The organism is Thalassospira sp. (assembly GCF_030690045.1).
Classification (GTDB): domain Bacteria; phylum Pseudomonadota; class Alphaproteobacteria; order Rhodospirillales; family Thalassospiraceae; genus Thalassospira.
The window spans coordinates 93,353-112,655 of the sequence record NZ_JAUYHK010000020.1 but is presented as its reverse complement, the minus strand read 5'-3'; the positions used below and the strand labels follow the sequence as shown (position 1 = coordinate 112,655).

General features: G+C 55.2%; 22 protein-coding genes. 12 read left to right on the top strand and 10 right to left on the bottom strand.

The window, feature by feature from the left end; genetic code table 11:
* Positions 1-52: 52 nt before the first annotated feature.
* Both Q8O73_RS17080 and Q8O73_RS17075 read left to right on the top strand, forming a co-directional pair.
* Positions 53-832 carry an ABC transporter ATP-binding protein gene (locus tag Q8O73_RS17080; RefSeq protein WP_305559405.1) on the top strand — a complete coding sequence of 260 codons (780 nt, stop codon included), beginning with the start codon at positions 53-55 and terminating at the stop codon, positions 830-832.
* Between the two features lie 2 nt (positions 833-834).
* Positions 835-1,758 carry an ABC transporter permease gene (locus Q8O73_RS17075; RefSeq protein WP_305559404.1) on the top strand — a complete coding sequence of 308 codons (924 nt, stop codon included), beginning with the start codon at positions 835-837 and terminating at the stop codon, positions 1,756-1,758.
* Between the two features lie 59 nt (positions 1,759-1,817).
* Here the strand turns inward: Q8O73_RS17075 and Q8O73_RS17070 are convergent, their stop codons facing one another.
* Together Q8O73_RS17070 and def are read right to left on the bottom strand one after the other, a co-directional pair.
* Positions 1,818-2,510 carry a COQ9 family protein gene (locus Q8O73_RS17070; protein ID WP_305559403.1) on the bottom strand — a complete coding sequence of 231 codons (693 nt, stop codon included), beginning with the start codon at positions 2,508-2,510 and terminating at the stop codon, positions 1,818-1,820.
* Entirely contained in the window at positions 2,507-3,073 is a 567-nt protein-coding gene (def, locus tag Q8O73_RS17065) for a peptide deformylase (protein WP_305559402.1), read from the bottom strand. Before def ends, Q8O73_RS17070 begins: the two co-directional genes overlap by 4 nt.
* A 243-nt stretch (positions 3,074-3,316) precedes the next feature.
* On the opposite strand from def, the gene rpsU reads away from it, so the two are divergent.
* Positions 3,317-3,520, top strand: coding sequence for a 30S ribosomal protein S21 (gene rpsU / locus Q8O73_RS17060; RefSeq protein WP_007091098.1), 204 nt, complete (start codon positions 3,317-3,319; stop codon positions 3,518-3,520).
* A gap of 141 nt (positions 3,521-3,661) precedes the next feature.
* On the opposite strand, the gene Q8O73_RS17055 is transcribed toward rpsU, so the two are convergent.
* The 8 genes from Q8O73_RS17055 to Q8O73_RS17020 all read right to left on the bottom strand — a co-directional run bounded on the left by Q8O73_RS17055 (position 3,662) and on the right by Q8O73_RS17020 (position 11,791).
* On the bottom strand, positions 3,662-4,798 hold the full coding sequence (locus tag Q8O73_RS17055; protein WP_305559401.1) for an ABC transporter substrate-binding protein: 1,137 nt from the start codon (positions 4,796-4,798) through the stop codon (positions 3,662-3,664).
* Positions 4,795-6,012 carry an MFS transporter gene (locus Q8O73_RS17050; RefSeq protein ID WP_305559400.1) on the bottom strand — a complete coding sequence of 406 codons (1,218 nt, stop codon included), beginning with the start codon at positions 6,010-6,012 and terminating at the stop codon, positions 4,795-4,797. The genes Q8O73_RS17055 and Q8O73_RS17050 overlap by 4 nt, the downstream gene beginning before the upstream one ends.
* A 4-nt stretch (positions 6,013-6,016) precedes the next feature.
* A complete protein-coding gene (locus Q8O73_RS17045) occupies positions 6,017-7,606 on the bottom strand; it encodes a TonB-dependent siderophore receptor (protein WP_305559399.1) in 1,590 nt (529 codons plus the stop codon).
* Positions 7,584-8,393, bottom strand: coding sequence for a TonB-dependent receptor (locus Q8O73_RS17040; protein WP_305559398.1), 810 nt, complete (start codon positions 8,391-8,393; stop codon positions 7,584-7,586). Before Q8O73_RS17040 ends, Q8O73_RS17045 begins: the two co-directional genes overlap by 23 nt.
* 168 nt (positions 8,394-8,561) lie before the next feature.
* Positions 8,562-9,521 carry a FecR domain-containing protein gene (locus Q8O73_RS17035; protein ID WP_305559397.1) on the bottom strand — a complete coding sequence of 320 codons (960 nt, stop codon included), beginning with the start codon at positions 9,519-9,521 and terminating at the stop codon, positions 8,562-8,564.
* 102 nt (positions 9,522-9,623) lie between these two features.
* A complete protein-coding gene (locus tag Q8O73_RS17030) occupies positions 9,624-10,163 on the bottom strand; it encodes an RNA polymerase sigma factor (protein ID WP_305559396.1) in 540 nt (179 codons plus the stop codon).
* 153 nt (positions 10,164-10,316) lie between these two features.
* The gene (locus tag Q8O73_RS17025) at positions 10,317-11,003 is read right to left on the bottom strand and encodes a Crp/Fnr family transcriptional regulator (RefSeq protein ID WP_305559395.1); all 687 of its coding nucleotides are present in this window, start codon (positions 11,001-11,003) and stop codon (positions 10,317-10,319) included.
* Positions 10,985-11,791, bottom strand: a complete 807-nt coding sequence (locus Q8O73_RS17020) for a sirohydrochlorin chelatase (protein WP_305559394.1) — start codon at positions 11,789-11,791, stop codon at positions 10,985-10,987. The genes Q8O73_RS17025 and Q8O73_RS17020 overlap by 19 nt, the downstream gene beginning before the upstream one ends.
* A gap of 187 nt (positions 11,792-11,978) precedes the next feature.
* On the opposite strand from Q8O73_RS17020, the gene Q8O73_RS17015 reads away from it, so the two are divergent.
* The 9 genes from Q8O73_RS17015 to nirJ all read left to right on the top strand — a co-directional run bounded on the left by Q8O73_RS17015 (position 11,979) and on the right by nirJ (position 19,303).
* On the top strand, positions 11,979-13,706 hold the full coding sequence (locus tag Q8O73_RS17015) for a nitrite reductase (RefSeq protein ID WP_305559393.1): 1,728 nt from the start codon (positions 11,979-11,981) through the stop codon (positions 13,704-13,706).
* Positions 13,707-13,792: 86 nt separating this feature from the next.
* Positions 13,793-14,605 (top strand): uroporphyrinogen-III C-methyltransferase, encoded by an 813-nt coding sequence (gene cobA / locus Q8O73_RS17010; RefSeq protein ID WP_305559392.1) that lies wholly within the window; start codon positions 13,793-13,795, stop codon positions 14,603-14,605.
* Positions 14,589-14,936: a cytochrome c gene (locus Q8O73_RS17005; protein ID WP_305559391.1), complete on the top strand. Its 348-nt coding sequence runs from the start codon at positions 14,589-14,591 to the stop codon at positions 14,934-14,936. Before cobA ends, Q8O73_RS17005 begins: the two co-directional genes overlap by 17 nt.
* The gene (locus Q8O73_RS17000; protein WP_305559390.1) at positions 14,933-16,105 is read left to right on the top strand and encodes a cytochrome D1 domain-containing protein; all 1,173 of its coding nucleotides are present in this window, start codon (positions 14,933-14,935) and stop codon (positions 16,103-16,105) included. Before Q8O73_RS17005 ends, Q8O73_RS17000 begins: the two co-directional genes overlap by 4 nt.
* 9 nt (positions 16,106-16,114) lie before the next feature.
* A complete protein-coding gene (locus Q8O73_RS16995; protein ID WP_305559389.1) occupies positions 16,115-16,576 on the top strand; it encodes an Lrp/AsnC family transcriptional regulator in 462 nt (153 codons plus the stop codon).
* Entirely contained in the window at positions 16,567-17,112 is a 546-nt protein-coding gene (locus tag Q8O73_RS16990) for an AsnC family protein (RefSeq protein WP_305559388.1), read from the top strand. Before Q8O73_RS16995 ends, Q8O73_RS16990 begins: the two co-directional genes overlap by 10 nt.
* Positions 17,099-17,557, top strand: a complete 459-nt coding sequence (locus tag Q8O73_RS16985; protein ID WP_305559387.1) for an Lrp/AsnC family transcriptional regulator — start codon at positions 17,099-17,101, stop codon at positions 17,555-17,557. The genes Q8O73_RS16990 and Q8O73_RS16985 overlap by 14 nt, the downstream gene beginning before the upstream one ends.
* A complete protein-coding gene (locus Q8O73_RS16980) occupies positions 17,544-18,068 on the top strand; it encodes an Lrp/AsnC family transcriptional regulator (RefSeq protein ID WP_305559386.1) in 525 nt (174 codons plus the stop codon). The genes Q8O73_RS16985 and Q8O73_RS16980 overlap by 14 nt, the downstream gene beginning before the upstream one ends.
* Entirely contained in the window at positions 18,056-19,303 is a 1,248-nt protein-coding gene (nirJ, locus tag Q8O73_RS16975) for a heme d1 biosynthesis radical SAM protein NirJ (protein WP_305559385.1), read from the top strand. The genes Q8O73_RS16980 and nirJ overlap by 13 nt, the downstream gene beginning before the upstream one ends.

Sequence of the window (19,303 nt, the reverse complement as noted above, 5' to 3'; positions counted from 1 at the left end):
GTATTGGCGCTCCGCCTGAAACGGGGCGCCAATATTTTTAAGGAGCATACGGATGCTGGAAATCCGGTCTGCACGCAAAACCTTCTATAAGGGTCAACCCGACGAAAAAGTGGCCCTTGATAATCTTGACCTGACCCTTGCCACCGGCGAATTCGGGGTGGTGATCGGCTCGAACGGCGCAGGCAAAAGCACCATGCTCAATGCCATTTCAGGCGCACTGCCCCTGGATAGCGGGCAAATCCTGATCAATGGTGATGATGTCACACATATTCCGGTCCACAAACGCGCCACCCGGATTGCCCGGGTGTTTCAGGACCCGATGCTGGGCACCGCGGCCAGCATGACAGTGGCGGAAAACATGCTGCTCGCTGAATTGCGCAGCAAGAAACGCACATTGGCACGCGGCCTTAATGCCAAACGCCTTGCCGATTACCGCGAACGCCTGTCCATGCTGGGTCTTGGTCTTGAAAACCGGCTTGATACGCGGGTGGAATTGCTGTCTGGCGGACAACGGCAATCCCTGTCGCTGATCATGGCGGTGGGTGGATCGCCCGATTTGCTGTTGCTGGATGAACATACCGCCGCCCTTGATCCGCACACCGCCGATCTGGTGATGGGGGCAACCATCCGTGCGGTTGAGGCCCTGAAACTGACCACCCTGATGGTCACCCATAATATGCAACACGCGGTCGATTACGGCGATACAGTGATCATGCTTGATGCGGGCAAGGTCCGGCTGCGGATCAGTGGCTCTGAAAAAACCCATATCACCGTGGCCGATCTGGTCGCACATTTCGCCGTGAAATCCGATCACATGTTGTTGGGGGCGTAATCATGGATCTGATCCAGTCCATTTTCACAAGCTATGTCGCCCTGATCCCGGTCACACTGGCGCAAAGCCTGATCCTTGCCTTTGTCGTGCTGGGCATCATGATCCCGTTTCGCACCTTGCAATTCCCCGATCTGACCAGCGAGGGGGCCTTTCCCCTTGGCGGATGTATTTGCGGCATCATGATTGCCGCCGGGGCCAATCCGGCCCTTGCCATTGCCGCCGCCCTGTGTGCCGGTTTTCTGGCGGGCTGTTGCACCGCCTTCATTCATCTGCGTTTTCGCATTCACACGCTGTTGGCCGGTATCCTGATGATGACGATGCTTTACAGCATCAATCTGCGCATCATGGGAAAATCGAACCTGTCGGTGTTTGGATCGCCCACGGTTTATGAATGGGCCCCCTTTGTCACACCGGGCTTTCCGGTCAGCAAAATCATCATTGCCGGTTTGATCGGGGCGGCGGTTTTCATCATCCTCAATCTGTTTTTCAAAACCGAAAAAGGAACGGCCCTTCGCGCCGTTGGTGCCAACCCGGCAATGGCCGAGGCCCAAGGGATTTCGGTCTGGACCGCCACCATTGGCGGCGTTGGCCTTGCCAGCGCTTTTTCCGCAACCGGCGGGGCCCTGATGGTTCAGTCACAGGGCTTTGCCGATGTGAATATGGGCCTTGGCATTCTGATCAACGGCCTTGCCGCCCTGATGATTGGCGAGGCAATTGTCGGCAAAAAATCGGTGGCGCGACAATTGCTGGCCCCGTTTGTCGGCGCGATTGTCTATTACCAACTGGTATCGCTTTGCCTTGCCGCCGGTATGCCGCCGCCCGATTTGAAACTGGCGACCGGGCTGTTTGTGCTGGCCATGCTGGCATTGCCCAGCCTGAAACGATCACGCGGCGGCGCACCGGCACGCGAAACCATCCGCGAATGATAAAACAGGGGCGGGAACCCGCTGGCTCCCGCCCCTTTCTTTTAACGGCCTGACCGGTTTTAACGCGGACTGCCGAATTGCCGGAAAACCCGCAGGGGCGACGGAACGCACGATGCCGCCTTGCCGCCAAGGCGGGATACCCGTTCGGTGATCTTGCCTATTTGTGCCTGAATTTTCGGGATTTTCATCACATTGGCAATCCGCCGGTCCAGAAACGCCATCGTATCGCGATGGTCATCGGATGTATCATCCAGCCAATACAGCAAAGTCGAACCATACACCCCGGCCAGCAAGGCCCGTTTGGTATAACGGTTATAATCGGTCGCGGTATCGCCCGCCGCCACCCACATCAGATCAACCGTTCTGGCCGTCAATTTCGCCGACAGCGCCAGATTTTGTGGCAAGGCCAGCCAGGCCACCGCCGCCCGCACAGCATCCTTGTGCCCTTCGACCAGTTTCAGGCGTTCGCGCACCGCAGTCGCAATCCGTTCGCGGATTTTCATGTCGGGCAAATTCAGGGTTTCCAGATGCGCCACCATCTCGCGGTCTGTCATGGCGACATAATGTTCAATCGCCTGTCGCACGCCGCCGGGCAAAAGCCGGTCCACCTCCTCAGGTGCCAGACCAAGATCAACCGCCGCCGCCTTTAACGACATCATGCTCCAGCCATCAAAGGCGATATGATCAAGTGCAGCCCGGACCAGCGCATCGCGCTGTTGTTCCAGACGGGCAAGGCTTTCGGCGACACTCATTGTTCTTCTCCTGATTCTGCACCGGACAATGTAATCTCTGGCGGGTCGCGACGCAATTCTTCGGCAAAACCCAGCAGACTCATGTCTTCCATACGTTGCGGATACATCACCCCGATCAGATGATCATATTCGTGCTGTACGACGCGGGCGTGAAAACCGCTGGCAACCCGTTCCACCACATCACCCTTTTCATCGAGTCCCCGATATTGCACCTTCTGCCAGCGCGGCACATGTCCCTGCAAACCCGGAATCGACAGGCACCCCTCCCATCCGCCGACCATCTCGTCACCCAGCGGGATAACCTCCGGATTGATCAGAACGGTCAGGGGTATTTCGCCATCATCGGGGTCATCGGTGCTGCGCGATGGGGGCACGTAAAACATCATCACCGCCAGCGATGCAAACACCTGTGGGGCGGCAAGGCCCACCCCGCCCGCATCGCGCATGGTTTCCTTCATATCCCTGATCAGGCGCAGGATTTCCGGGTCTGCCGGGTTTTCAACCTGCGCTGCGACCTGGCGCAAAACCGGGTGGCCCATGCGGGCGATTTTTAAAATGGCCATGATTTCAACATCCTTCCGATACGCCCGAACTTTAACCACAAACCGGAATGAAATGCACGTTCGCAGCACGTCACCGGCCCCCATATCCCCGACAAACGCACCGGGCGAGAAACACGTAACCCTCTTTCCTTTTATGCCGGTTTGGATTATATAGCGCCCACGGTCGTTGTGATCGTATCAGCATCCGGAGGGCATCGCGCCCATCCGGTTACTTTTGTTTTTATTGAAAGGAGCGTGGTTTCCGTGCAGGTAATCGTTCGCGACAACAATGTCGATCAGGCTCTGAAAGCGCTTAAGAAAAAGATGCAGCGTGAGGGCATTTTCCGTGAGATGAAACTCCGCCGCCACTTTGAAAAGCCGTCGGAGAAGAAAGCTCGCGAAGGGGCGGAAGCAGTCCGTCGTTCCCGCAAGCTGGAGCGTAAGCGCATCGAGCGCGAAGGCTTCTAGTCTTTTTCACTTTCGGGGTTCCTCGAACGTGATACTGCACGATCGGTTTTGCTTGCAAAACCGGACCCGTGCGCCAAACCCGCCCGGAGCAATCCGGGCGGGTTTGGTTTTTTGGGAATGCGGGTGAAAGAAGAACCCCGGTTATTGCCCGGCTTCAAGGCTTGCAAAATAACCCGGTTTGTAATCAATCGGCAAAAACCGTTCATGCAACATCCGGAATGTTACATCCGGATCCAGATCGGCAAAAAGGTCGGGATGGAACCATTTGGCCATTTGTTGAATCGCAACAAACTGATAAGGGCTGTTGTAAAACTGGTGCCACACGGCATGAAAGGAACGGTTCTTTTGCGCAGAAATCCCGGTATAGGCGGTGCGCGTCGGATAAAATTCCAACTTCTTTTTAATTCTGTCTGCATCGGCACCGGGGCCGACCGGCACCCATTTTCCACCCGGAACATAAACGTCCCACTGGGCGCTTGTTACGATCACATGATCAGGGCTGGAAACAACGACCTGTTCGGCATTAACCTGACCGAATGTGCTTAATATCCATTCCTTGGCAACATTGTTGCCACCAGCCAGTTCTACCATGGCGCCGAAATTGCCATCACCAAAGGAATGGCAGCAATCTTCGTAAAAACCACCGGCACGATCAATAAAGACCTTGGGGCGTTCCGGATTGGTTTGGGCCAACCTGTCGGTAACGCGCGCAATTTGTTCGGCGCGAAACGTGATGAATTCTTCCGCCCGGGCTTCTTCGCCAAATAGCTTGCCAAACAAACGAATGGAAGGTTCGGTGTTTTGTTCCGGATTGTGACGGAAATCGACATAGATGACCGGAATGTTGAGTGCCCCGAGTTTTTCGACATAACTGGCTTCGTCGGCGGCTTGCTGTACTTCAAGGTTTAGAAAAACCGCATCCGGCTTTTGGGCTATCGTCGTCTCGATATCGATCAGACTTTGTTCAAGCCCCGAAAAAGTCGGGATATTGGCAAAATCAGGAAACTTTGCCAGATAAGCCTGATACGTGGCAGGATCAGCCTCAATCAGATCCTTGCGCCATCCGACAATCCGCTTGGCCGGATTTTCGCGATCAAGTGCCGCAATGATATAAAGCTGCCGACCTTCGCCCAGAACAGCACGCCGGATCGGAGTGTTTATTTCAATTTCGCGTCCGGTAATGTCAGTCACCGTTATCTTTTCAGCCAGAGCTGCATGACCGAACAGCAGACCCAAACCTGTGGCCGCGATCAGGCGGATTGTCATTTTTACGATCATTCCTGGTCTCCCGATATTTCTGATGGGTGGGCAAATGCGTTCATACGTGCTCGTACGGAAACGGTCAGAACCAGCCCGATGGCGTAAATAAAACCAACAAGGAAATAGATGTTTGAAAGCCCTGCCGCCTGACTGAACCAGCCGCCAAGCGCAATGCCCGCGATAGACGCAAATTGCGCAGTACTTTGTGCAAGCCCGAGAACATGCCCCTGCCGGTTATCCCCCGCTGCACCCGAAACAAGGGCGGTCAAAACCGGTGTGGTCGCGCCAAGCAACACACCCCAGACAAAATACATTGCGCTAAAAACAAAAATCGATCGGGTTCCCCCGGCCAACAGGGTCACAATGACGCATCCGGCAATCACCAGACACATTCTGCCAAGCACATCCCGCGCAACGCGGGATTCAAAATATCGCCCCCAAAACGAGGCCGAAACGACAAAACCAAGTGCCAAAAGCCCATAACACAATCCCACAGCCCAGTTTCCGACCTCAAAGATGCTCCGCACATAGATCGAAAATGGCGACTGCGTCACCATCCTTCCCAGCAAAAGCACCCCCAGAATGGTCAGAAGCCAAACGATTTGCGGTGATCGAAAGATACTGATCTTTGCCGCGGACCTTGCATTGGTGCCATCACCGATCCCTTTTGGTGTAACCCCCGGCAACAGAATCCAGACGGACACCAGGCAGGTGGCACACAGAATAGCCGCCGAAAAATTGATCCAGAAAAAGGCCGCATGATCAAGGATGACCCCGCCGGCCAAGGCCCCGATGAAAGATCCGATATTGGTCGATGCCTGAAGACGGACAAACAGCCGTGTCCGCCGTGCCGGATTTTCAATACTGACGCCATAGGCCTGTGCCGGTGCGATATAACCCGCGCAAGCCCCCTGCAAAAACCGCAGCATCAGGATCAACCAGACATCATTGGCATAGGCCAGTGCAAGCTGGGTAATGGCAAGTCCGAACAAGGCACGCATCATCATTGCCTTGTGACCAAACCGGTCGCCCTGATGCCCCCAGAAAGTACTGGTCAGCATGATCCCCAGCATCGGACCGACATAAACGGCAATACTGGTAAAAATGAACAGATCATCCGACGGGCTCAGTGAACGCAAATGAACGGGCCAAAAAGGCCCGCTCATTTCCATCGCGCCCATCGAAACAAGCTGGATGACAAACAGAAGATGTATCTGCCAGCGAACTGACATCACCCTAGAAATCGGCCGTCACAGACAAAAGAGCCGTACGGGGTGCCCCGACAGAAACCATGCTGAATTCATTCACGCCGTACCAATAATCCTCGTCAGTCACGTTCTGGATTGTCGCACGCAGTGTAATGGGTGTTTCAGCAACCTTGGTCTTGTAACGAAGCCCCAGATCAAGCGTCGTCCAATCCGGAATATCCTGTGTATTGGCTGTATCGATATATTGTTCGGAGGTGTGGGTGATCGTCCCGCTCAGCGTCATTCCCTTTACAAAGGGAGTATCCCATTCAGCAGTCAGATTTGCCTGCATTTCAGGCGCACCAACGGCACGGTTTCCACGGGTCGTGGCACTGTTGGTTTTGGTCAGTTCCGCATCAAGGAACATCACGCCGCCCAGCAGGCGCACATTTGACGTCACTTCGCCAAAGACGGTCAATTCAAGACCGCGGTTACGCTGCTCACCGTCACTGTCATAGCTGCCACTGACATTCTGGGCAAAGGGTTTGGAAATCTGGAAGACCGCCGCCGTCGCACCGAACGAACCAAAATCCAGCTTCACACCGGTTTCAATCTGTTCTGCAACATATGGGGACAATGCCTGCCCGCTGATCGGGTCGTTTGCTCCCTTGCTAAGACCTTCAAGATAGTTGGCATAAACCGAAACATGTTCCCAAGGCTTGAAAACCACACCGGCCATCGGCGTTACAACACTTTTGTCATACGCCGAGGTAACCGCCCCGGTTGCAGCACTGAAATTGTTGGTTTCAACACGTTGCTGGCGCACACCAAGCGTTACAAGAATCCGGCCATCCAATACCGACATTGTATCTGCCAGCGCCACACCGGTCATTTCGGATTCAGAAATCTTTGGCTTTGATGCCGGTGATGTCACTGCGATTGGTGCATTGGCAACAGGATTATAAATATTGGAAAACGGATCGGTGTCTGAAAATTCCTGCCCCCGTTTGAAAGTATCTTCGTAATGGCTGGCTTCCAGCGTTACCTTGTGCTTGATTTCAGATGTTTCAAACTCGCTTTTTACACCTGCATTTGCCGTCCATCGTTCTGTCTGAAACCGCATAAAGGACAGGCTGTCATCTTCGATCGTTCCATCATTTGCCCGAATGATCGGATAGCCGAACAAACGATCAACCTCTGTCTTGCCGCCACCAAAGCTGCCAAACAGGGTGTAGCTCTCATCAAAATCATATTCGCCTTGCAACATCGCGGATCGATCAACCGCATCCGACCATTCCCAGTCATGGGTGACGTTCTTGCTGCCATCCGGGGCAGAAGGCATCGTCAGGCCCGAAGCAATTCGGTATTCCCGGAACGGCGCATTCAGATTTTCACGCTGATCGATAACATCCAGCGATAAACGCAGGTCATCACCACGATAATCAAGGGCTAACGCACCAAGCGATGTTTCGCGCGTCTGGTGATCAAGATAGGTATCGCCATTGTGATAGCCGCCATTGAAGCGAACCCCGAATTCACCATCATCACCATAGCGGCGACTGATATCAACATTGCCGCCAGCCTGCTCCCCAAGCCCGTAATCAACGCTGACACGGTTAAGGTCGTCGTCCTCCTGCACGCTTGGGAACGATATTGATCACACCCCCGACACCGCTGTTCGGTGCCATGCCCGCCAAAAGGGCCGCTGGTCCTTTGAGAACCTCGACGCGCTCGGCAAAGCCCGATAGCGTGCGATAGGTGGGCGCAACACCATAAACACCGTTAAAGGCCATTTCACCGGAATTCCCGGTATTCACGTTAAAGCCGCGAATCTGATAGGTATCCAGCATACCACCGCCACTATTTGGCGTTCTGATCGATGGATCGTTTTTCAAAACATCCGCAATGGTTTGGGCTTGCTGATCGGCAATTTTCTCGCTGGTGTAACTGGTAATGCTGACCGGGGCATCCATGATATCGGTATTGCCCAACATCCCAAGTCGCCCGCCCGTCGCCACCTGACCACCGGCATAGGCAGGCGTCAGATCGTTGTTTACAGCATTGGCCTCAATCCGAACCGGATCAAGAAGCGTCGTCTCACCCTGTGTATCCGCGATACTCGGGTCCACCACAATCAGGGAATTGTTGCCTGTTTGGCGATAGGATAATCCCGTTCCCCGCAACAGCATCTCGACGGCTTGCGGCGTCGTCATCTCTCCCCGAACGACACGGTTTCCTTCAATTGGCGGCAAGTCGATGGTATAGGCAATCCGCCATCCTGAAATGGCACCGATTTCAGCTACACCTTCCGCCAGAGACGTTACACTGATATCAAATAAATAACTTGCCTGTGCGATCTCGGTCTGCGCCTGTGCGGCTGTCACCCCCAAGGTTGACGGCACGACAATTGCTGTTGAAACCAGCAACGCTGAAATCAGAGAATATGTTTTTGTTCTTGCCTGATTGAATATCAACTTCCCGCTCCATGAATTTCTTGTCTTTCAGGCAGGTCCCCCTGCTTCTGATAAAGACAAACGAGCGGGAAATCAGAATCCCCATACAGTTTTTAAATTTTTTGCGAATTTTTCGCATTATTAATACAAAACGGTCAGCCAGGGGGACGTTTTCATAACGTTGGCTCCGACCGCATCGGCCACAGTTTCCAGTGATCCGGCGATATCTGTCGTTGGAAAACTGCCCGAAATGGTTTGATCTGCAAGCCCCCCCAAAACGACGATCCGGCTGCTATCATAATTTTCAAGCCGAACCATCAAATCGGCAACGCGCATATTTTGCACAACCAGCCGCCCCTTCATCCATGCCAAAGCCTGCTGTATTTCGACAGTATCTGAGGATACAAGCAGGTCATCGGCTACCGTAATTTGTTGCCCCGGCCCGATCAAAACGCCACCCGTATCGGTCTTGCTGGCGACACGGACTGCGCCTTCTTCAACCATGACAGTCGTGTGTCCGGACAGAAAATCGACATTAAAGCGCGTCCCGACGACCTGAACCGTCGCATCCTGAGTATTAACCCGAAACGCATCCCCATTGCGGTGAACAACATCAAAAAATGCCTGACCGCGCAGCAGTTCAACATTCCGACGTCCGCCCGAAAAATCGGTCGCCACTGCACTGTTCGCCGCAAGATGGGCAACCGACCCGTCAGGCAACCCGATGCTGGTAACAACCGTCTGACCCGAAACGATATCGGCCCGGAAATTTTCAACAATGTCAGGATTGATGAAAATCATAACGACGGTGGCAAGAGCAATCCCAACAAGGGCGGTGATTGATCGGCGTGGAGAACAACGCGACATAACCATTGAAAACGCTGTTTTTCGTCGGCTTTCCGAAAACTGCCGGGCCGGTTCTTCAATCCGGGCCCAAAGAACGCGCATCTGATCAAAGGCAAGCCGGTTGCTCCGACTGGTATTCAGCCAGTCTTCAAATTCCTGTTCCTGCGCCACAGACATCGATCCGCCTGCACGCCGAACATGCCAGAGTGCGGCTTCATCTTTTTGCTGCCTGGTCGGCTCGAAATCGTCTTGCATGGCTTCCCGGACTATCCAGACGTTCTGCGGTTTATAGCAACACGGATTACGATCCGCCAACGACCTTCTCTATAAACAATAACGAATAACGGGAGAATATCCTCATCGTTCGTACGGGAATGATCCACTTTTGTCGAGATGGTCGGAAAGCCGCTCCTGACAATGCCGCATCGTGCGCGCCAGTTGCTTTTCCACCGCACTTACCGAAATACCATATTTTTTGGCAAGCCTTGCATTGGAAACCCCATCAACACGATGCAGGATAAACATCTCGCGCGCCTTGGGTGACACTTCAAGCAAGACCCGATCAAGGGCCGAAAGAGCTTGGCGGGCTTCGGCCTGATCATGCGGGGAAGATGTTTCACTCATCCACAATTGATCCGGCAGAATGCCGTCCATTGCGTGTCGGCGGCGGATGGTACTGCGATGATGATCAATGACGGCATTGCGTACGGATGCATAAAGTATTTTGGTATCCGCCTCATCTTCTCCGCTGCTGCCTGCCTGCATCATTCTGGCATAGACATCCTGCACAAGTTCCGCAGCAACTTCGCGGTCACGGATACGGCGAACAACCATGGCAATCAATTGTCGCCGATGATCCTCGAACAGTTTCGCAATCGCGCGGCGCCAGAACTTCATGTTCAGGTTCAATCACTATGACAGGAAGAAATCCGCTATTTACCTTGTCGACCGGCTCAAGCCAGCCACCCCAAAGCAGCATTGCGAGGGAACCTAACAGCAATGATAATCAGTTTCAATCTCAAAAACTTTGCTGTCCTGCCCTCTGATACCTCAACTTCTTTTGCCATCCGTCCGGGCGAACAGGCGCAAGGCTTTGTGGTCAAGGATTCTCATATCGCCCTCTGGCGCGACAAAGCCGCTTTTTTCCAGTTTGCGCAAAGACCGTGAAAAGCTTTCCGGTGTGACGCCAATCCGGCTTGCGATAATATGTTTGGGAATTGAAGCCCTGCTTTTCTCGGGGTGGGACAATAAAAACTGTGCCAGCCGCTGGGCCGGGGACCGCTGCCGGATCTGGTTGATTTCCCGATAGAAAAACCGTTCCCGTTCAATCAGGGACTGCATGACACGCCCGATCAGGCGGGCATCCTGTTTCAGATACGCAATGATGGCAGCCCTCTCAAACGCCACCAGTTCGCTGCCCGGATCACATTCCGCCGATACCGGATAAGCCTGCCCGGACAGAACCACCGCCTCGGCAAAGGATTCGCCGGGCGAAACCATGTGAAAAAGGCTGAAACGGCCATCTCCCTGCATGCGAAACAGCCGGACCTGCCCCTTCAGAAGAATAAAGAACCGTGTCGCCGGTTCCCCTTGCGAAAACAACAAATCGCAACCTTGATGCAACCGGACCGGCGAACGGCCGGTCATATCGCGAATTTCCGATGTGGAAAACGCGCCCAGCAACGGAATTTTCGATATCCTGTCAAAATCGGCGCGGGTCAGATTGCGGTGTTGCATAATACCCGTCTTTCCGAACCAAACAGGATATGTTCCGCCTCAAAACCGGGAAAATGGCACCGGATATACGCCATCAGCACGGATGGTAATTCCGGCCATATCCCGACCGGCTCCAGAATGTCCGCATCCTCCCCCGCCCCGGGGGCAATAAGGGCCGGAACATCCTGCGCGGCATGAACACCGCCCCCGGTCAGCAAGGGCAGAAACACCGAATGCCGCCCCCTCGCCTTGCTGCGCCAGTCAGACAGCGATGGATGCCCGTCAATATTGGCATTGAAAATATTCAATTCCGGCAAGCCTGTCTGGATATGCGCCATCAGATGCAGGATTTCCGGCAAAGGTGCCATTAGCGTTTTCAAGCCATGTGTCACCACAAACAGGGTGCTTTCCCGACCCGAACGGTGTCGCACTGCCAGATGATCCCGCAATCGCCGGGCCATCATATCGGCCAGTCCGTCCAGCGTGATGGCAGACGGAAGAAGCGTCGCCGCCCCGAAACCGGCATCACACAATCCGGCAGGCAATTCTGTTTTCACAAGATGCCCTTTGGAAAAAAACAGGGGGAAAACCAGCATTTCCCTTGTCCGATCATGATGCATCTGGGCCAAAACATCGGCGATTTGCGGTGATGCACGCATAAAGGCCAGCATCACCGTTTTCCCCGGCACCAAAAACCGCAACCTGCGCACAAAAATCGCCGCCGGATTGCCGCCCCGCAGGCTTGCACCATGCGCTACGACCAGAATGTCCGGTTGTTTTATGCGTGTATCTGATCTGGCATCTGACATCGCGGCAACCCTTGCTTTGGTGGGAATAACAACCGGTTTGCCCTGTCCGGGCGATCCGGTTCTTGACCGCGATCAAAAACCCTACTGGCGAAAGGGTCTATTTGACCATCATCAAGGTCACAAAGCCCCATCGGTTCGATTGTCCCGGCTTGTTAGCAGCCGCTTTCATATTCCTGAGGAGGGACACATGAAATTCACCGTTCGCCTGAAACATTCTGCTGCGCCGGTGGTGCTTGGAATCGGGTTGATGTTATCCGGGGTCGCATTTGCCCAGGACAAACATCCCGACCCCGACGCCACTTATGAACCCAGTCTGGAATCCCTGCCGACCGATGGCAGCCAACCCGGCGCCCATCCCGACGTTCCGTCAATGACCACAGATGAGTTTAATCAGGGTCGCAAGATTTTCTTTGAACGCTGCGCGGGCTGTCACGGTGTTTTGCGCAATGGCGCAACCGGTCCCGCATTGACCACCGATCTGACCCGCGAACTGGGTTATGATCATTTGCACGCCTTCATCACCTATGGCTCGCCCGCGGGTATGCCGAACTGGGGCACATCGAGCGATCTGACCGAGGACGAAGTCGATATCATGGCGCGTTATGTCATGCAGGATGCGCCGCAGCCGCCGGAATGGGGCATGGCCGCGATGAAAGAAAGCTGGAACGTGATTGTTCCGGTCGATCAGCGTCCGACCAAAAAAATGAACGATCTTGATATCGAAAACCTGTTTTCGGTGACCCTGCGTGACGCAGGCCAGATTGCCCTGATCAATGGTGCCACCTACAAGATCGAATATGTAATCGACACCGGTTATGCCGTTCATATTTCGCGCGTTTCAGCATCGGGCCGCTATTTGCTGGTGATCGGTCGCGATGCCAAGGTCGATATGATCGATCTGTGGATGAAAGACCCGCAAATCGTCGCCACCATCAAGGTCGGCCTCGAAGCCCGGTCGGTTGAAACCTCGAAAATGAAGGGATGGGAAGACAAATACACCATTGCCGGGGCTTACTGGCCACCACAATTCACCATCATGGATGGTGAAACGCTGGAACCGCTGAAAATAGTATCGACCCGCGGCATGACCTATGACGAACAGGAATTCCACCCGGAACCGCGTGTCGCCGCCATCGTGGCCTCGCACTACAATCCTGAATTCATCGTCAACGTCAAGGAAACCGGCAAGGTGATGCTGGTCAATTATGAAAACCTTGATGCCCTTCAAGTCACAACGATTGATGCCGAGCGGTTCCTGCATGATGGCGGGTTTGATTCGACCGGCCGTTATTTCATGGTCGCGGCCAATGCCCGTAACACCGTTGCCGTGATCGACACCAAGGACCGGGAACTGGAAAAACTGGTTGAGGTCGGCACCACCCCGCATCCGGGCCGTGGCGCAAACTTTGTCCATCCAACCCTTGGCCCGGTCTGGGCCACCAGCCATCTTGGCGATGAAACCATTGCCCTGATTGGCACTGATCCTGAAAACCACCCGGATCAGGCATGGACAATGGCCGGAACAGTGGATGGTCAGGGCGGCGGTTCGCTGTTCATCAAGACCCATCCGAATTCGACCAATCTGTGGGTCGATACCCCGCTAAACTCGGAAGCCGAACTGTATCAGTCGATTGCCGTCTTCGACATCAACAACCTTGATGCCGGTTACGAAGTCCTGCCGATTGCGGCCATGGCCGATCTGGGCAGCGACGGTGCCCAGCGCGTTGTGCAGGGTGAATACAACAAGGAAGGAACTGAAATCTGGTTCTCGGTCTGGAATGGCAAGGATCAGAAATCGGCCATCGTCATCATCGATGACAAGACCCGCAAACTCAAACACGTGATCCATGACGACCGTCTGGTTACGCCGACGGGCAAGTTCAACGTCTACAACACCCAGCACGATATCTACTGATCGCGCGGCCCATCGTTCGGGAGGGCTCCCGCCCCTCCCGAACAGCTTCCACTGCTTTTGCGACAGTCTGTCCGGGGATGAAAACAATGCAACAAACAGGACATGTCTATCTGGTTGGTGCCGGTCCGGGCGATCCGGAATTACTGACGATCAAGGCGGCCCGTCTTCTGGACCGTGCCGATGCGGTGGTTTTTGACCGGCTGGTTTCCGATGAAATTCTGGATCTGATCAATCCTGCCGCCCGCCGCATCTTTGTTGGCAAGGAAACCGGTTGTCACAGCCTGCGGCAGGAAGACATCAACGCCCTTCTGGTCGCCACCGCCCGTCAGCATCAACATATTGTCCGCCTCAAGGGCGGTGATCCCTATATTTTTGGCCGGGGCGGTGAAGAAGCCCTGTTTCTGGCGCAAAACGGCATTCCGTTTGAAGTGGTGCCCGGCATTACGGCTGCCGCCGGATGCATGGCGCAGTTAAACCTCCCTTTGACCCATCGCGGCCTTGCCACCAGTGTCCGTTTTATCACCGGTCATATGCAATCCGATGCCGAACCCGCGCATGACTGGCGGTCCCTGGCTGATCCCGATACGACGCTGGCAATTTATATGGGGGTGCGCACCATGCCGGTGATTGCCGCCCGTCTGATGGAAAACGGCCTGTCGGGTGCGACCCCGGCCATCATCATTGAAAACGGATCAACCCCGGAACAACGCCATCACCGCACGACATTGTCCCGGATTTGCGCCGATCTTGACCGGCTGAATTTTGATCCGCCCTGCATGATTGTGATTGGCCGGGTTGTCGGCCTGATCGACCATCTGCCGGTCCCCGTCATACAGGCCCCCAACAGCGCCTTTAAACGCGCCCCGCAAAATGATTATGCCCATGCCCACACCGCATGACATCCCCATCGCCGCAATCCTTGCGGGCGGACTGTTCGCTCTGTTCCTGATGGGCACCCGACCTGCGGGGGCCGCAGATGCAATTGATCCGCGGCAACTGGAAAATTTTGTCTTGCAGGATTGCGGATCATGCCACGGCATGACCCTGAAAGGCGGCCTCGGCAGTCCGCTAACTCCCGAAAACCTGACCCTGTTCAGCCACGATGATCTTGTGTCGGTCATTCTGGATGGCCGACCGGGCACGGCCATGCCGCCCTGGCGCGGCATTGTCAGCAATGCCGAGGCCGACTGGATTGCCAATTTTCTGAAAACAGAAGGACCCCGGCCATGAAAACAGCCTTTGTTCTGGGCGCACTTGCCATTCTGGCTGGATGCACATCCCTTGAACCGCGTGGCACCCACGATCTGGCCACCGTCATTGCCCGCGCCAGCGGCGAAGTCGGCATTATCGATACCAGCAACCGGGAAATGATTGCCGTCATTCCGGGGCTGGGCGATTTGTCCCATGCCTCGATCGTCTATTCGCGCGACGGGCGTTATGCCTTTGTCTTCGGCCGCGATGGCGGTCTGACCAAGGTCGATATCCTGACACACCGCATTGCCGGGCGGATCCTTCAGGCGGGCAACAGCATCGGCGGCGCCATCAATCAGGATGGAAGCCTGATTGCGGTCGCCAATTACGAACCCGGCGGTGTTCGGGTGTTTGATTCCCAAACCCTGAAAATGGTTGCCGATCTGCCCGCCCTGATTGGCCACGGCCCGGACCGGTCCAAGGTCGTCGGTCTGGTTGATGCGCCGGGCAACCGGTTTGTTTATAGCTTGTGGGACAGCGGAGAAATCCGCATTGCCGATTTTTCCCGCTCCCGTACCGATCCGGACATCACCGTCTTTGAAAATATCGGCATCCAACCCTATGACGCGCTGATTTCGCCCGACGGACGTTATTACATTGCCGGTCTGTTTGGCGAAGACGGCATGGCCTTGCTGGATCTTTGGCATCCCGAACGCGGTGTGACACGCATCCTGCCGGATTACGGCAAGGGCGAGGAACGATTGCCGGTTTATAAAATGCCCCATCTTGAAGGCTGGGCCATGGCCGGAGATCGTGCCTTTGTCCCCGCCGTTGGCCGTCACGAAGTTCTGGTGATCGACACGCACAACTGGGCCGAAATCGGCCGCATTCCTGTCCACGGACAGCCGGTTTTTGTCATGGCCCATCCCGATCAACGGACCATCTGGGTCAATTTTGCCGTGCCCGATTACGACACCATTCAGGTGATCGACAGCGAAACCATGACGATCATCCATGAAATCAAGCCCGGCAAAGGGGTTTTACACATGGAATTCAGCCCGCGCGGCGATCAAATCTGGATGTCTGTGCGCGATGACAATCAGGTTCTGGCCTTTGATCCCTACACCCTTGCCCCGATTGCCAGCCTGCCCTTAAACAGCCCCAGCGGCATTTTCATGTCGGCCCGCGCCGGTCAAACCGGATTGTAAGGATACGCCATGCCCCGCCCCGTCACCCCATTGCAAAAAAAACTGATCGATTGTTATCAACGCGGATTTCCCGTCACCCCACATCCCTATGCCGATATCGCCGCTGCAATCGGCAGCACCGAAGACGCCGTGATCAACGCCCTGGCCGATTTACAGGACCGAAAAATCTTGTCCCGGATCGGGGCAACCTATGCCACCGGGCGCGCCGGGGCATCGACATTGGCGGCAATGGCCGCTCCTGCCGAAAATCTTGAAAAAATCGCCCACCTGATCAGCGGCTTTACCGGAATCAATCACAATTACGAACGAGAGGATAAACTCAATTTGTGGTTCGTCATCACCGGCCCCGATCAGGAGGCCATCCGGCAGACCACCCGTGCGATCACCGATGCCACCGGTCTTGCGGTACATCACATGCCAATGATCGAACATTATCGTCTTGATTTGGGATTTCCGCTGTCATGGAACTAGGCACCCTGCATAAAAAGCTGATTGCAGCCCTGAAAGACGGCTTGCCGCTGGTGCCCGAACCCTATGCGGCACTGGCCGAAAAGCTGGATGTTGAAACCGGCAGGCTGTGTCAGGCACTGGAAGAATTGCACGACGGCGGCATCATCAACCGGTTTGGCCTGATCGTGCATCACCGGGCACTGGGTTATGATGCCAATGCCATGTGCGTCTTTGACATCGACGACGCCCGTGTTTCCGAAACCGGCCGGGCGATAGCGACCCTGCCCTATGTTACCCTGTGCTATCAACGCGACCGGGTTCCCGGCGTCTGGCCCTATAATCTGTATTGCATGATCCACGGGCGGGACCGCCTGACGGTCAAGTCGCAAATCCGCCATCTGGTTGCCCGGCTGGATCTGGCCGCCATTCCCCATCGGGTTTTGTTCAGCCGCCGCTGTTTCAGCCAATGCGGCGGCGATTACGGTCAGGCCGACAACCCTGGCACGGTCACGCCCCTGCCAACCCCCATGCCAGGAGAATATCATGACCCCGCTTGACCGCGCCCTGATCAATGGATTGCAGGGCGGCTTTCCGGTTTGTGATCGTCCGTTTGCCGAAATTGCAAAACAGTTTGGCAGTGACGAAACCACCATCATTTCCCGCATTGCCGCCCTTCAGGAGGACGGCGTGATCAGCCGGTTCGGCCCGCTCTACAATACGGAAATGCTGGGTGGAGCCGTCACGCTGGCCGCCATTGCCGTACCCGAAGAACGGTTTGATGAGGTGGCCGATATCGTCAATGGTTTTGACGAAGTGGCCCATAATTACAAACGCCACGACCGGTTAAATATGTGGTTTGTCATTCTGGCACAAAGTCAGGATGCGCTTTTTGATGTCATTGCTCACATCCGCACGGCTACCGGGCTTGATGTTTTGAACTTCCCCAAGGAACAGGAATATTTCCTCGAACTGCGTCTGGAGGTGCCCGATGACCAGTTCTGACACTGTCGATGAAATCGACCATGCCCTGATCCGCGCCACCCAGAACGGCCTGCCCCTGACGCCCCATCCCTATCGCGATATCGGGTTGGGTATCGGCCTTGGCCCCGATGATGTCGAACAACGGTTGCAACGCCTGCAAGATATCGGGGTTATCCGCCGGATCGGTATCATCCCCAATCATTATCGCCTGGGTTATCGCGCCAATGGCATGAGTGTCTGGGATGTGACCGATGACAGGGTGGATAATCTGGGATTTCAGATCGGGGCTTTGCACTTTGTCTCGCATTGTTATCGCCGCCCGCGCCATTTGCCCGACTGGCCGTTTAACCTGTTTGCCATGATCCATGCCACAACACGCGATGAAATCGATACCCGCATTGCCGATATTGCCAGCATTCTGGGCAAAGAATGCCGCAGCCACCGCGTATTGTTTAGCGAAAAAATCCTCAAAAAAACCGGCCTGCGATTACCCAAACCCAAAAGATGCGGAGCAAGACCATGCTCAGATTAAGCCAGTATATCCGCGCCGCCATCGATATCACCGAAAACGGTGCCCCGCCACCGCTGGCACCGGGCCGCAAAACCGCATCGCTGGTCAATCGCGGGCCGGTGGTGATCTGGAATTTGATCCGGCGATGCAATCTGACCTGTCGGCATTGTTATGCGTCGGCGGTGGACAAGGATTTCCCCGGCGAACTGACGACCGAAGAAATCTTTGCCGTGATGGCCAATCTCAAGGATTTTGGCGTGCCTGTCCTGATTCTTTCGGGCGGCGAACCCCTGATGCGGCCTGATATTTTTGATATTTCCGCCGCCGCCAGGGAAATGGGATTTTATGTCGCGCTGTCAAGCAACGGCACCCTGATTGACGAACACAACATCGACCGGATCGCCAGGGCGCAATATGATTATGTCGGGATCAGTCTGGACGGGCTGGACAAAACCCACGATTATTTCCGGCGACTGGATGGCGGGTTTGACCTTGCACTGCGCGGGGTGCGGCTTTGCCGCAATGCCGGGTTGCCGGTGGGTGTGCGGTTCACCATGACCCGCGAAAATTATCAGGATTTGCCGGGTTTACTGGATCTGGTCGAACGGGAACGGATCGACAAGTTTTACTTCTCACACCTGAATTATGCCGGGCGAGGCAATCATAACCGCAAGGATCATGCTTTTTTTGAAATGACGCGCGCGGCGTTGGAAATGCTGTTTGCCCGGTGCGAACAGGATATCCGCAAAGGTGTGATGCGCGATTATGTCACCGGCAACAATGATGCCGACGGCGTCTTTCTGAAATTCTGGATCGACCGCCATTACCCGCAGGCCAGCCCGCGCATCGAACAGATGTTACACCGCTGGGGCGGAAATGCGTCCGGCGTCAATGTCGCCAATATCGACAATCTGGGCAATGTCCATCCTGATACCATGTGGTGGCAACATACACTGGGCAATGTCCGCGAACGGGCCTTTTCCGATATCTGGATGGATACGGCAGACCCGCTGATGGCGGGCCTCAAACAACGCCCGCGGACCGTTCATGGCCGTTGCGGCCAATGCCGCCATCTCGATATTTGCGGCGGCAATACCCGCACCCGCGCCTATCAACTGACGGGCGATCCCTGGGCCGAAGACCCCGGCTGTTATTTGTCCGATGACGAACTGGGCATTGTCGGCGGCGATTTGCGCCTTGAAACCGTTCCCTTTTCAAAAGGCCCGCGTTACGGACAGATCGGGGTCGCATCATGA